General features: G+C 70.5%; 12 protein-coding genes. 1 reads left to right on the plus strand and 11 read right to left on the minus strand.

Annotated features, from left to right (window positions below; translation table 11 throughout):
• Positions 1 to 22: 22 nt before the first annotated feature.
• Genes GGR66_RS11970 through GGR66_RS12020 form a run of 11 tightly spaced genes read right to left on the minus strand, consistent with a single transcriptional unit; the run spans position 23 to position 12,608 of the window.
• Entirely contained in the window at positions 23 to 964 is a 942-nt protein-coding gene (locus GGR66_RS11970; protein ID WP_184448371.1) for a D-alanine--D-alanine ligase, read from the minus strand.
• Positions 961 to 2,397, minus strand: coding sequence for a UDP-N-acetylmuramate--L-alanine ligase (gene murC, locus GGR66_RS11975; RefSeq protein WP_184448372.1), 1,437 nt, complete (start codon positions 2,395 to 2,397; stop codon positions 961 to 963). Before murC ends, GGR66_RS11970 begins: the two co-directional genes overlap by 4 nt.
• On the minus strand, positions 2,394 to 3,632 hold the full coding sequence (murG, locus tag GGR66_RS11980) for an undecaprenyldiphospho-muramoylpentapeptide beta-N-acetylglucosaminyltransferase (RefSeq protein WP_184448373.1): 1,239 nt from the start codon (positions 3,630 to 3,632) through the stop codon (positions 2,394 to 2,396). Before murG ends, murC begins: the two co-directional genes overlap by 4 nt.
• Positions 3,629 to 4,951, minus strand: coding sequence for a putative lipid II flippase FtsW (ftsW, locus tag GGR66_RS11985; protein ID WP_167087284.1), 1,323 nt, complete (start codon positions 4,949 to 4,951; stop codon positions 3,629 to 3,631). The genes murG and ftsW overlap by 4 nt, the downstream gene beginning before the upstream one ends.
• Positions 4,951 to 6,036 (minus strand): phospho-N-acetylmuramoyl-pentapeptide-transferase, encoded by a 1,086-nt coding sequence (gene mraY / locus GGR66_RS11990; RefSeq protein WP_010344435.1) that lies wholly within the window; start codon positions 6,034 to 6,036, stop codon positions 4,951 to 4,953. Before mraY ends, ftsW begins: the two co-directional genes overlap by 1 nt.
• A complete protein-coding gene (murF, locus tag GGR66_RS11995) occupies positions 6,026 to 7,540 on the minus strand; it encodes a UDP-N-acetylmuramoyl-tripeptide--D-alanyl-D-alanine ligase (protein WP_184448374.1) in 1,515 nt (504 codons plus the stop codon). Before murF ends, mraY begins: the two co-directional genes overlap by 11 nt.
• Positions 7,537 to 9,021 carry a UDP-N-acetylmuramoyl-L-alanyl-D-glutamate--2,6-diaminopimelate ligase gene (locus GGR66_RS12000; protein WP_184448375.1) on the minus strand — a complete coding sequence of 495 codons (1,485 nt, stop codon included), beginning with the start codon at positions 9,019 to 9,021 and terminating at the stop codon, positions 7,537 to 7,539. Before GGR66_RS12000 ends, murF begins: the two co-directional genes overlap by 4 nt.
• Positions 9,018 to 10,886: a penicillin-binding transpeptidase domain-containing protein gene (locus GGR66_RS12005; RefSeq protein WP_184448376.1), complete on the minus strand. Its 1,869-nt coding sequence runs from the start codon at positions 10,884 to 10,886 to the stop codon at positions 9,018 to 9,020. The genes GGR66_RS12000 and GGR66_RS12005 overlap by 4 nt, the downstream gene beginning before the upstream one ends.
• Positions 10,883 to 11,146, minus strand: a complete 264-nt coding sequence (gene ftsL, locus GGR66_RS12010) for a cell division protein FtsL (protein ID WP_009576670.1) — start codon at positions 11,144 to 11,146, stop codon at positions 10,883 to 10,885. The genes GGR66_RS12005 and ftsL overlap by 4 nt, the downstream gene beginning before the upstream one ends.
• Complete coding sequence (gene rsmH, locus GGR66_RS12015) at positions 11,143 to 12,192, minus strand: 16S rRNA (cytosine(1402)-N(4))-methyltransferase RsmH (protein ID WP_184448492.1); 1,050 nt, start codon at positions 12,190 to 12,192, stop codon at positions 11,143 to 11,145. Before rsmH ends, ftsL begins: the two co-directional genes overlap by 4 nt.
• A 14-nt stretch (positions 12,193 to 12,206) precedes the next feature.
• A complete protein-coding gene (locus tag GGR66_RS12020; protein WP_010344444.1) occupies positions 12,207 to 12,608 on the minus strand; it encodes a division/cell wall cluster transcriptional repressor MraZ in 402 nt (133 codons plus the stop codon).
• Positions 12,609 to 12,979: 371 nt separating this feature from the next.
• On the opposite strand from GGR66_RS12020, the gene GGR66_RS12025 reads away from it, so the two are divergent.
• The gene (locus GGR66_RS12025) at positions 12,980 to 13,744 is read left to right on the plus strand and encodes an NRDE family protein (protein WP_184448377.1); all 765 of its coding nucleotides are present in this window, start codon (positions 12,980 to 12,982) and stop codon (positions 13,742 to 13,744) included.
• Positions 13,745 to 13,792 lie beyond the last annotated feature (48 nt).

Below are 13,792 nucleotides of genomic sequence, written 5' to 3' on the forward strand. Positions count from 1 at the left end.
TCCCGAATCCCCAATCCCGGCTTCACAGCGTCTGCTCCAGGATGCGCCAGCACAGGCCGGCGAAATCCACGCCCAGCTGCGCCGCGGCCTTGGGCACCAGCGAATGGCTGGTCATGCCCGGGGCGGTGTTGACCTCGATCAGCTGCAGGCCGCGCACGCGGTCGCGCATCACGTCGACGCGGCCCCAGCCGCTGCAGCCGGCCGCGGCGAAGGCCTGCAGCGCGAGCTGGCGGATCCGGGTCTCGTCCTCGCCTTCCATGCCTGGGCACAGGTATTGGGTGTCCTCGGCGATGTACTTGGCGTGGTAGTCGTACCAGTCGCCCGCGGGCACGATGCGGATCGACGGCAGCGCGACGTCGCCGAGGATGCCGACGGTGTATTCCTCGCCCTGCACCATCTGCTCCATCAGCAGTTCGCCGCGGTAGTCGGCAGCGAAGGCGCGCACCGGCGCCAGGTCGGCCTCGGACAGCACGCGGAACACGCCGACGCTGGACCCCTCGCAGGCCGGCTTGACGAACAGCGGATAGCCCAGCGCGGCGGCCGCCGCGGCCAGGTCGGCCTGGGCGTCGATGCGGGCGAAGCCCGGAGTCGGCAGGCCGGCGGCGATCCACACCTGCTTGGTGCGGATCTTGTCCAGGGTCAGCGCGCTGCCGAGCACGTCGGGGCCAGTGAACGGCACCTGCAACGCGCGCAGCAGACCCTGCAGCACGCCGTTCTCGCCGTCGCCGCCGTGCAGGATGTTGAATACGCGGTCGACCTCGCCGGCGCGGATGCGCTCCAGCAAGGCGGGAATGCCGTCCACCGGCTGCGCGTCGACGCTGCGGCTGCGCAGCGCCTCGAGCACGTTGGCGCCGGAGTTCAGCGACACTTCGCGCTCGCTGGAGCTGCCGCCGAGCAGCACGGCGACGCGGCCGAACACGGCCGGGTCGGTGACGCGCGGCGGCGGCAGGGTCTGCGCGCTCATGCGTCCACTCCGCCGGCGAAGCCGTGCTGGGCGATGTGCTGGGCGACGTAGCCGATGTCGCCCGCGCCCATCATCAGCAGCAGGTCGCCGTCCTGCAGCACGTCCGGCAGCACGCTGTCGAGTTCGCCGACCTGGCCGACCACCACCGGTTCGCTGCGGCCACGTGCGCGGATCGCACGGGCGAGCGAGCGCGCGTCTGCGCCCGGGATCGGTGCCTCGCCGGCCGGGTAGACCTCGCTGAGCACCAGCGCGTCCACTTCCGACAGCACCGCGGCGAAGGCATCGAACTGGTCGCGGGTGCGGCTGTAGCGATGCGGCTGGAACGCGACCACCAGGCGCTTGTCCGGCCAGCCGCCACGCGCGGCAGCGAACACCGCGGCCAGCTCGCGCGGATGGTGGCCGTAGTCGTCGACCAGGCGCACGCGCGCGCCGCCGGCGGTGGTCACTTCGCCCAGGTCGTTGAAGCGGCGGCCGATGCCGGCGAAGCTCTGCAGCGCGCTGGCGATCGCCTCCGGCGCCACGCCCAGCTGCCAGCCGATGGCGGCGGCGGCGAGCGCGTTGAGCACGTTGTGGCGGCCCGGCAGCGCCAGGGTCACCGGGATGCTGCTGCCTTCCGGCAGGCGCAGGGTGAAGCGCATGCGCGGGCCGTCCTGGACCACGTCCTCGGCGCGCACGTCGGCGTTCTCGCTGAGGCCGTAGCTCATCACGTGACGCGGGGTCTTCGCTGCCAGCGCGGCCACTTCCGGATCGTCGATGCACAGCACCGCCAGGCCGTAGAACGGCAGGCGCTGCAGGAACTCGGCGAACGCGGCCTGGACCCGGGCGAAGTCGTTGCCGTAGTTCTCCAGGTGGTCGGCATCGATGTTGGTGATGACCGAGATCAGCGGGTTCAGGCGCAGGAAGCTGCCGTCGCTCTCGTCGGCCTCGGCCACCAGCCACTGGCCGCCGCCGAGCTTGGCGTTGGCGCCGGCGGCGAGCAGTTGCCCGCCGATCACGAAGGTCGGGTCCAGCCCGCCTTCGCTGAGCACCGCCGCGGCTAGGCTGGTGGTGGTGGTCTTGCCGTGGGTGCCGGCCACCGCGATGCCGCGGCGGAAGCGCATCAACTCGGCCAGCATCGCCGCACGCGGCATGATCGGGATGCGCTGGCTGCGCGCTTCCATCAGTTCCGGGTTGTCTTCGCGGATCGCGCTGGACACCACCACGCAGTCGGTGCCGAGCACGTTGGCGGCCGAGTGACCGCGCATCACCCGCGCGCCGAGCTTGACCAGGCGCCGGGTGGCCGCGTTGTCGGCGTTGTCCGAGCCGGAGACCTCATAGCCCAGGGTCAGCATGACCTCGGCGATGCCGCTCATGCCGGTGCCGCCGATGCCGACGAAGTGCACGCGCGGGAACGCGCGGACCAGATCGCCGGTGTCGTGGAGACGGCGGATCATTGGGCACCTCCGGTGGAGGTGCCGGGATTCGGCATTGGGGATTGGAGATTCGCGTCGCCGGCGGCCGATGGCCGCAGCGCCGCACGTTGTACGGGTGTCTGCATGGTGTCCTGCTTGTGCTCCTGCTTTTTACCAATCCCCAATCCCGAATCCCGACTCCCGGCCTCTTCCAACACGATGTCCGCGATGCGTTCGGCCGCATCCGGCTTGGCCAGCTGGCGTGCGGCCTCGGCCATGGCCAGGCGCTGTGCGGGCTGTGCCAGCAGGTCGCGCAGCACGCGCTGCAGGTGGTCGGCCAGGGCATCGTCCTGCTTCAGCAGCACGGCGGCGCCGCGCTCGACCAGGTATTCGGCGTTGCGGGTCTGGTGGTCGTCGACGGCGGCGGCGAACGGCACCAGCACGCTGCCGATGCCGACCGCGCACAGTTCGGCCAGGGTCGAGGCGCCGGCGCGGCACACCACCAGGTCGGCCCAGGCGTAGGCGTCGGCCATGTCGCCGATGAAGGCTTCGACGCTGGCGGCCACGCCGGCATCGGCATAGGCGCGCGCGGCTTCCTCGCGCAGTGCTTCGCCGCACTGGTGGCGCACCTCAACGGCCACGCCGAGCGCGGCCAACGCCTGCGGCAGCGCCTGGTTGAGCACGCGTGCGCCCTGGCTGCCGCCCAGCACCAGCAGCCGCGGCGCGCCGTGGCGACCGGCCAGGCGCTGCGCCGGCGGCGCCAGCGCGGCGATCTCGGCGCGCACCGGGTTGCCTACCGCTTCCTCGCGGGTGGCGAAGCTGCCGGGGAAGCCGGTCAGCACGCGCCGTGCGACCCGCGCCAGCACCTTGTTGGTCAGGCCCGGCGCGCGGTTCTGTTCGTGCACCAGCAGCGGCAGCTTGAGCAGCCGCGCGGCCAGGCCGCCGGGACCGGCAGCGAAACCGCCGAAACTGATCACCGCGCGCGGCGCACGCCGGCGCAGCACGAAGCCGGCGGCGCGCACGGCGCGCATCACCCGCACCGGCGCGCCGAACAGGGCCAGCGCGCCCTTGCCACGGAGGCCGCCGATCTCGATGGTGTCCAGCTCGATGCCATGCTCCGGTACCAGCCGCGTTTCCATGCGACCGGCCGCGCCCAACCACACCACCGGCACGCCGCGCGCGCGCAGCACCTTGGCCACGGCCAGCGCGGGGAAGATGTGTCCGCCGGTGCCGCCGGCGAGGATCATCACCGGACGATCGCCCTGCACCGCGCTCATCCCAGCCTCCCGAACGTCGGTTCGACGCGCGGCTGCATGCGGCTGGTGCCGCGCCCCGGGGCGCCGCCCTGGATCGCCGCGGCGACCGCGCTGGCGCTGGCCTCGCGCGCGGCGTGCAGGTCCTCGGCGTTGTCGACGGTCTGCTTGACCGGCATCGCTGCGTCGCTGCGCACCAGCGCCACCTGGCGCTCGGCGCGGTTGAGTTCGTAGGACACGCGCAGCAGCAGGCCCATCGCCACGCAGGTCATCAGCACGCTGGAACCGCCGGCCGAGATCAGCGGCAGGGTCAGGCCCTTGGTCGGCAGGATGCCCAGGTTCACGCCGACCGAGACGAAGCTCTGCAGGCTGATCCACAGGCCGATGCCGAAGGCGATGTAGCCGGAGAAGTGGCGCTTCATCTCCACGCAGCGCATGCCCAGCCAGAACGCGCGGCCGACCAGCAGCGCGTACAGCGAGATGATCAGGCACACACCGACGAAGCCCAGTTCCTCGGCGATCACCGAGAAGATGAAGTCGGTGTGCGCTTCCGGCAGGTAGTTGAGCTTCTGCACCGAGCCGCCCAGGCCGACCCCGAACAGTTCGCCGCGGCCCACCGCCATCAGTGCGTTGGACAGCTGGTAGCCGGAGCCGAGCTGATCGGCCCAGGGATCGAGGAAGGAGGTGATGCGGCGCAGGCGGTACGGCTCGAGGATCGCGATGAAGGCGAACACCGGCAGGCCGATCACGATCGGCATCGACATGCGCGGCAGGTTCACCCCGCCCAGCACCAGCATGCCGGCGGTGATCGCCAGCAGCAGCGTGGACGAGCCGAAGTCCGGCTGCAGCAGCAGCAGGCCGACCAGCGCCACCGCCACGCCCAGCGGCTTGAGCATCGCCGGCCAGGTCGCGTTGACCTCGTCGCGGAAGCGCACCAGGTAGCTGGACAGCCACACGATGTACAACACCTTCACCGCTTCCACGGTCTGGAAGCGCGAGATGCCCAGGTTGATCCAGCGCCGCGCGCCATTGACGGTGCTGCCCAGGCCGGGCACGAACACCACCAGCAGCAGGCCGAAGCAGGCCAGCAGCAGCAACTGGTTGTACTGCTCGATGTTCTTCAGCTCGGTGCGCATCGCCCAGATCGCCAGGCCGACGCCGCCGGCCAGGAACAGCAGGTGGCGGCTCAGGTAATAGAACGGGCTGGTGGTCAGCTCGATCGAGCTGGAGCCGACCATGACCACGCCCAGCGACGCCAGCGCCACCGCGGCGCCGAGCAGCCACGGGTCGTAGCGGCCACCGATGGCCTCCAGGCGGGTCGCTTGGCGGGCGGTGTCGTTCATCAGCGCACCTTCAACGTGGCCAGGCCGACCAGCACCAGCACCACCGAAATGATCCAGAAGCGCACGATCACCCGCGGCTCCGGCCAGCCCTTCAGTTCGAAGTGGTGGTGAATCGGGGCCATGCGGAACACGCGCTTGCCGGTGAGCTTGAACGAGGCGACCTGGATCATCACCGACAGGGTCTCGATGACGAACACGCCGCCCATGATCACCAGCACCAGTTCCTGGCGCACGATCACCGCGATGGTGCCCAGCACCGCGCCCAGCGCCAGCGCGCCGATGTCGCCCATGAACACCATCGCCGGGTAGGTGTTGAACCACAAGAAGCCCAGGCCCGCACCGGCGATCGCCGCGCAAATGATGATCAGTTCGCCGGCACCGGGAATGGTCGGGATCTTCAGGTAGGCCGAGAACACCGCGTTGCCCGAGGCGTAGGCGAACACGCCCAGCGCGCAGGCCACCAGCACCGTCGGCATGATCGCCAGGCCATCCAGGCCGTCGGTCAGGTTGACCGCGTTGGAGAAGCCGACGATCCAGAAGTAGGCGATGGCGACGAAGCTGATCCCGGCCAGCGGCAGCGCGATCGACTTAAACATCGGGATGTAGAAGGTGATCGCCGCCGGCACGTCGGCGGTGTAGTACAGGAACAGGCCCGCGGCCAGGCCGAAGATCGACTGCAGCAGATACTTCCAGCGCGACTTCAGGCCGTTCGGGTCGCGGCGCACGATCTTGATCCAGTCGTCGTACCAGCCGATCACGCCGAACGCCAGCATCACCGCCAGCACCAGCCACACGTAGCGGTTGCGCAGGTCGCCCCACAGCAGCACCGACAGCAGCACGGTGAGCAGGATCAGCGAGCCGCCCATGGTCGGGGTACCGGCCTTGGAGAAGTGGGTCTGCGGGCCGTCCTGGCGGATCGGCTGGCCGCCCTTGAACTGCGCCAGCTTGCGGATCACCGCCGGGCCCAGCCACAGCGACAGGAACAGCGAGGTCAGCGCCGCGAGGATGCCACGGAAGGTCAGATAGCCGAACAGCCCGAACATGCTTTCGAGCTGCTGCAGCCAGCGGGCGAGTTCAAGCAGCATGCGGCGCCTCCTGTGCCTGGTTCAGCAGCGCGCGCACGACGGTATCCATGGCGCTGCCGCGCGAGCCCTTGACGAGGAGCGTGGCCGGGACCCGGGACCCGGGTCCCGGGTCCCGCGAAGGCGCGCCAACGGACGGCGCGCCGGTGTTCTCATGCATGTGCTTCACTTCCTGCTCTTGATCCTGCTGTTCCCGGGTCCCGGCCACGGCCGCCAGATCGCGCTGCAGCGCTTCGATCAGCGCCGCATGGCTGTCGAACACCCGGCCGTTCTCGCCGAACGCCTGTGCGGCATGGGCGCTGAGCGGGCCGAGCGCGTACAGCCGGGTCAGCCCGGCATCGCGCGCGCGGCGGCCGCCGCTGGCATGCAGCGCCTCGGCGCCGGCGCCAAGTTCGCGCATGTCGCCCAGCACCAGCCAACGCTCGCCGCCGGCCGCGGCCAGGGCGTCGATCGCCGCGGCCAGCGAGCCGGGGTTGGCGTTGTAGCTGTCGTCGATCAGCACCGCGCCATTGGGCAGCGTGTGGGTGATCTGCCGACCCGGCACCGGCTGCACCTGCGCCAGGCCGGCGGCGATGCGCGCTGGCGCCACGTCCAGCGCCAGCGCCAGCGCGGCGGCGGCCAGGGCGTTCTGCAGGTTATGCCGGCCCGGCAGCGGCAGCGTCGCCTCGACGTCGCCGCGCGGCGTGGTCAGCACGAACTGGGTGCGGTCGGCGGCCATGCGGATCTGCGCGGCACCGACCTCGGCGCCCGGCTGCAGGCCGAAGCGCAGCACCTGCGGCCGCGCCTCGCCCATCGGCAGGCGCTGCTCGAACCACAGGCCGAACGCGTCGTCGGCATTGATCACCGCGGTGCCCTCGGCCGGCAGCGCGGTGTAGATCGCGCCCTTGGTCTGCGCCACACCGAGCAGGCTGCCCATGCGCTCGAGGTGCGCGGCGGCGATGTTGTTGACCAGCGACACCTGCGGCGGCGCAATGTCGGTGAGATAGGCGATGTCGCCCGGCTTGCCGGCGCCCATCTCGTAAATCGCGTAGTCGGCGTCATCCGGCGCCTCGATCACCGCCAGCGGCAGGCCGATCTCGTTGTTGCGGTTGCCGGGGTTGGCATAGACGCTGCCGCCGTCGATGCGGCAGGCGTGCTGCAGGATCGCCAGCAGCAGCGCCTTAACGCTGGTCTTGCCATTGCTGCCGGTGATCGCGGCCACCCGAGTGGCGCGGCCGCGCTGCATGCCGGCAGCGATCCGTGCCAGCGCCAGTTGGGTGTCGGCGGCGACGATCTGCGGCAGCTCGATCTGCGGCTGCACACGTTCCACCAGCAAGGCGCTGGCGCCGCGCGCGGCGGCATCGGCAACGAAGGCGTGACCGTCGAAACGCTCGCCGCGCAGCGCCACGTACAGGCTGCCGGCGGCCAGGCTGCGGGTGTCGTGGCTGATCGCGTCGATCGCCACGTCGTCGCCATGCAGTTCGGCGCCGGCCCAGTGCGCGATCATCGACAACGGCAGGCGCTTCATCGGGCCACCTCCGCCGCATGCGCGCGCAGGGCCTGCGCGGCGACCTCGGTGTCGTCGAACGGATGCCGCACGCCGGCGATCTCCTGGTAGGGCTCGTGGCCCTTGCCGGCGATCAGCACGATGTCCTCGGCGCCGGCGTCGGCCACCGCCGTGGCGATCGCCTGCGCACGGTCGCGCTGCACCTGCACCGCCTGCATGCCGTCGAAGCCGGCCAGGATGTCGGCGACGATGCGGTCGCCGTCCTCGCCACGCGGGTTGTCGTCGGTCACCACCACGCGCTCGGCCAAGCGCTGCGCGATCGCCGCCATCTGCGGGCGCTTGCCGGTATCGCGCTCGCCGCCGCAACCGAACACGCAGGTGATGCGGCCCTGCACGTGCGCGCGCAGGCTCTGCAACGCCTGTTCCAGCGCGTCGGGGGTGTGCGCGTAGTCGACCACCACCAGCGGCTGCGCGCCATCGCCGCCCAGCCGGTTCATGCGCCCGCGGATCGGCTGCAGCTGTGCCAGGGTGGCGGCAATGCGCACCGGCGCCACGTCCAGCGCGTGCAGCGCGCCGGCCACGGCCAGCAGGTTGTCGACGTTGAAATGGCCCAGCAACGGCGACTGCAGCGGATGCCGCTCTTCGCCGATCGCCAGGGTGAAGCCGATGCCGCGCGCGTCCAGGCGCAGCGCCTCTGCGCGCACCTCGGCACCGTCCTGGCCGCGCGAGCTGACCGCGATGCGGGGCAGCGCCGGATCCAGTCTTTCCAGCAACGCGCGGCCGAACGCATCGTCCAGGTTGATCACCGCCGACTTCAGCCCCGGCGTGGCGAACAGGCGCGCCTTAGCCGCGCCGTAGCCCGCCATGTCGCCGTGGTAGTCGAGATGGTCGCGGGTGAGATTGGTGAACACCGCCACGTCGAAATGCACCGCGTCCACGCGGCCCTGGTCGAGCGCGTGCGAGCTGACTTCCATCGCCACCGCCTGCGCGCCGGCGTCGCGCAGCTGCGCCAGCAGCGCGTGCAGCGGCAGCACCAGCGGCGTGGTGAAACCGGTCGGCTGCACCTGCCCGTACAGGCCGGCACCGAGCGTGCCGATGCTGCCGCTGCGGGTGCCCAGCAGATGCCAGGCCTGCGCCAGCAGTTGCACGGTGGAGGTCTTGCCGTTGGTGCCGGTGACGCCGACCATGGCCATGGTCTGCGACGGATGGCCATGGAACTGATCGGCCATCGCGCCCATGCGCGCGCGCAGGCCCGGCACCGCGATCGCGTCGGCCGGCGCCGGCAGCTCGGCCGGGGCCGGCGGGTCGTACAGCACCGCGACGGCGCCGTTGGCGCGCGCCTGTTCGACGAAGCCCAGGCCGTGCGCGCCGAACCCGGCGATCGCCACGAAGGCATCGCCCGGGCGCACCGCACGGCTGTCCATCACCAGCCCTGACACCTGCACGTCGTGCGGCAAAGCCACACCCGGCAACAGTTGCGACAGCGACATCGCGCGGGTCACTGGCGGGTCTCCTGCAGCGGCGCCGGCAACGCGGCCGGCGCCGGCGGCGCCACCGCGCGCGCGCTGGGCAGCGCGGCATCGACCTCGGCGGCGGCGTCGGGCACGGTCGCCGGATCCGGTTCCACCGGCGCCGGCGGCGGCGCGTGGCCGCTCTTGCCGGCGGCCTGCGCGGCCAGCCACGACTGGATGTCGTCCGGCGGCACGTCCATCAGCCGCAGCGCGCCTTCCATCACGTTGTGGAACACCGGCGCCGAGACCAGGCCGCCGTAGTACTTGGCGCCCTGCGGGTCGTTGATCACGATGACCGTGGCGAAACGCGGGTTGCTCGCCGGCACCAGGCCCGCGAACAGCGCGTTGTAGTGGCCGCGCTCGTAGCCGCCGGGGCCGGCCTTGCGCGCGGTGCCGGTCTTGCCGGCGACGTGGTAGCCCAGGATCGCCGCGCCCTTGGCGCCGCCCTGGGTGACCACGGTCTCCATCATCGCCACCACTTCCTTGGCGATCGCCGGATCCAGCACCTGCTTGCTGTCCTCGTGCTGGCCCTTGACGAAGGTCGGGGTCACCAGGCGCCCCCCGTTGCCCAGCGCGCAATAGGCGCGGGCGATCTGCAGCGGCGTCACCGACAGGCCGTAGCCGTAGGACATGGTGGTCTTGGACGAGCCGCTCCAACGCGCCGGCGACGGGAACACGCCGGCCGATTCGCCGGGAAAGCCGCTGTGCGGAGAGCTGCCGTAGCCGTAGCTGTGGACCTGATCGTAGAAGGTCTGGTCCGGCAGCTTGGCCGCGATCTTGGCCGCGCCGATGTTGGAGCTGCGGGTGATCACCCCGGTCACGGTCAGCACGCCGTTGTTGCGCGGCACGTCCTTGATGGTGAAACGGCCCACGGCCATGTAGCCGGGGTTGGTGTCGATCAGCGTGTCCTTGGTCACCACCCCGGCCTTGAGCGCGGTGGAGATGGTCAGCGGCTTCATCGTCGAGCCCGGCTCGACCAGGTCGGTGACCGCGCGATTGCGGCGCACGTCCGGATTGACCCCGTTGACCGCATTGGGGTTGTAGGTCGGCAGGTTGACCATGGCCAGGATCTCGCCGGTGGCCACGTCCATGATCACGATCGAGCCGCCGGCGGCCTTGTTCTCGACCAGCGCGTTGCGCAGTTCCTTGTAGGCCAGGAACTGGATGCGGCGGTCGATGCTCAGGGTCAGGTCCTTGCCCGGCTGCGCCGGCTTGACCAGGTCGATGCTCTCGACGATCGCGCCCTTGCGGTCGCGGATCACCCGCTTGGCGCCCGGCTTGCCGCGCAGCCAGGAATCGAACGCCAGCTCCAGCCCTTCCTGGCCGCGGTCGTCGATGTTGGTGAAGCCCAGCACGTGCGCCATCGCTTCGCCCTGCGGGTAGAAGCGGCGGAATTCGCGCTGCGAGAACACGCCGGGGATGCCCAGCGCGACCACCGCATGCGCCTTGTCCGGGTTGATCCGGCGCTTGAGGTACATGAACTCCTTGTCCGCCTTCTGCGACAGCTTGGCGGTCAGCTCGTCGACCGGCAGCTCCAGCGCCTGCGCCAGTTGCGGGATGCGGTCCGGGCTGCGCAGCAGTTCCTGCGGATTGACCCAGATCGACTCCACCGGCGTGGACACCGCCAGCGGCTCGCCATTGCGGTCGGTGATCATGCCGCGCGAGGTGGCGATCGGCAGTTCGCGCAGATAGCGCGCCTCGCCCTGCCGTTGGTAGAAGTCGCTGTTGATCAGCTGCACGTAGGCCGCACGGCCGATCAGGGTCACCGAGCACAGGCCCAGCGCCGCGCCGACCAGCACCAGGCGGCCACGCAGGTTGAAGTTGCTGCGGGTGCGGTTGCGTCCGCTCTTGCTCACGGGCGCACCACCACGATGTCGCCGGTCTCGGGGAACTTCATTCCAAGCCGCTCGCGCGCGACCTGGTCGACGCGATTGCTCTCGGCCCAGGTCGCCTGCTCCAGCTGCAGCCGCCCGAACTCGATGTTCAGCTCGTCGCGGTTGTGCTCCAGCCGCGACAGCTCCACGAACAACTGGCGATGGCGATGGCGCATGTACACCACCCCGATCGCCGAGGCGATGGTGCAGGCGAGCAGGACGATCAGCAGCAACCGGCTCATTGGGCGTCTCCGTGCGGAGACGCCGGGATTGGGGAGTGGGGATTGGAGATTGGGGAGGAGCGCTCGTCGAATCCCGAATCCCGAATCCCCAATCCCAGCTTCTCCGCCACCCGCAGCACCGCGCTGCGCGCGCGCGGGTTCACCGCCAGTTCGTCGGCGTCGGCCTTGATCGCGCCGCCATGCAGGCGCAGGGTCGGCACGAACGTGCTGGCCTCGGGCAGGCGGCGGTTGCTCGGCGGGGCCTTGGCATGGCGCTGCATGAACTGCTTGACGATGCGGTCTTCCAGCGAGTGGAAGCTGATCACCGCCAGGCGGCCGCCGGGCTTGAGCCGGGCCAGCGCCGCGTCCAGGCCGGTCTCCAGATCGGCCAGCTCGCGGTTGATATGGATGCGGATGGCCTGGAAGCTGCGGGTGGCCGGGTGGGTCTTGCTGTCGCCGCGCGGCATCACGCTGGCGATCAGCTCGGCCAGCTCGGCGGTGCGGGTCAGCGCCTGCTTCTCGCGGCGGGCGACGATGGCGCGGGCGATGCGCCGGCTCTGCCGCTCTTCGCCGTAGGTCCACAGCACGTCGGCGATCTCGCGCTCGTCGGCGCGCGCCAGCCACTGCGCCGCGCTCTCGCCGGCCTCCGGGTCCATGCGCATGTCCAGCGGGCCGTCCTTGCCGAAGGAGAAGCCGCGTTCGGCCACGTCCAGCTGCGGCGAGGACACGCCCAGGTCGAACAGCACCCCGTCCAGGGCGGTGGCGGCGTCCCACTGGCCCAGCTCGGCAAAGCTGCCGCGATAGATGGACACGCGCGCGTCGCCGCCGAACGCATGTTCGGCTTCGGCGATCGCCTCGGGATCCTTGTCCATCACCAGCAGCCGGCCTCCTGGGCCGAGTTTGTGCAGCACCCCGCGCGCGTGTCCGCCACGCCCGAACGTGCCATCCAGATAGATTCCGTTTTCGATCACCTGCAGCCCGTCCAGGACCTGCGCGAACAACACCGGCACATGCGCCGCCGATGGTTGCGACACCGGGAGGTGACCGGCCTGCGCCTGTCCGCGCATCCGGACACCCCGACTCACAACTTCAGATCGAGCAATCCATCGCCCAGATCCTCGTCAGACAACGTCTGCTGGATCAGTGCGCGATGAGCCTGCTCGCTCCACAGTTCGAACTTGTCGCCCATGCCCAACAGCACGGCGCGCTTTTCAATGCCCACCGCAGCCCGATGGCTCGGCGGAATGGTGATGCGGGCGTTGGCGTCCAGCTCCAGCGCGGCCGACGAACCCACCAGCTTCTGCTGCAGGACCCGCACCACGCGCTGGGTATTGGGCTTGGCCATGACGTCGTCACGGACCCGCTCCCACTCCTTCTCCGCATACAGCCACAGGCAGCCGGCCTCGAACGGGTTGTAGGTCAGCACCAGCCGATTGCCGCTCACGCGCGCGACGAGGTCGCGGTACGCGGTGGGAACCGCCATACGCCCCTTGTCGTCCACAGTGATTGCGGTCTCGCCCTGAAACACGACGCCTGCACCTTTCCGAATCCGCCTGGGCGGTCATTGAACCACGAAAAACCACAAAAAACCCGGTTTCCCCTCAAGTGCCCACCTTAGCAGCGCGCAACAGGTTGTCAACAACTTTGCGAGCGGCAAATCGCTAGCGGGATCAATGGTTTGCAGCAATCTTTAGAGACTTGTTCAAGGCTTATCCACAAGTTACTGTTTCGTCTCAAATTTTGAGATTGAACGGAAATTCAGGCCTGTGTACAGGGCGTTAAGGCCATCGTCACCGGCCGTCGACACGGCACATGGACTCGCACCCGGTTGCGCAAGCGCGCACACTGCGGCGCATGTGTCTGGTCGTTCTCGCGCACGCTGCGCACCCGCGATGGCGCTTGCTGCTGGTCGGCAACCGCGACGAATTCCACGCCCGCCCGACCGCGCCACTGCAGCGCTGGCCGGCCCCGGCGCAACGCCTGCTGGCCGGGCGCGACCTGCGTTCCGGAGGTACCTGGGTGGGGCTGGACGAGGCCGGCCGCTGCGCCGTGGTCACCAATGTGCGCGACCCGCTGGCGGCGATGTCCGGCGCTTCGCGCGGCGCCCTGATCGCCGACTACCTGACTGGCGCGCAGCCGGCCGCCGCCTTCGCCGAGGCACTGGCGGCGCGCGCCGACGCCTATCCGCCGTTCAACCTGCTGCTGGCCGATACCGCCGGCGCCGCCTACGTCGGCAACCACCCGCCCGGCCGCAGCGCCCTGGCGCCCGGCGTGCACGGCATGTCCAACGGCGCGCTGGACGCGCCCTGGCCGAAGACCCTGCGCCTGCGCACTGCCGTGACCGCCTGGATCGCGGCCGGCGACGACGACCTGGCGCCGCTGTGGCGGGCGCTGGCCGACGAGACCCTGGCCGACCCGGCCGACCTGCCCGACACCGGGGTCGGCCCGGAACTGGAGCGACGGCTGTCGCCGGCCTTCATCCGCGGCCACGACTACGGCACCCGCGCCAGCACCATCGTCGCGGTGGACGCCGCCGGCCACGGCTGGATCCACGAGCGCCGGTTCGGCCCCGACGGGGTGTATCTGGGGGAGACGCGGCTGGAGAACCGGGACTCGTGACCCGGGATTCGGGATTCGGGATTCGGGATTCGGGAAGCATGGGATGAG

This window comes from Xanthomonas sp. 3498 (genome assembly GCF_014199795.1).
Taxonomy (GTDB): Bacteria; Pseudomonadota; Gammaproteobacteria; order Xanthomonadales; family Xanthomonadaceae; genus Xanthomonas_A; species Xanthomonas_A rydalmerensis.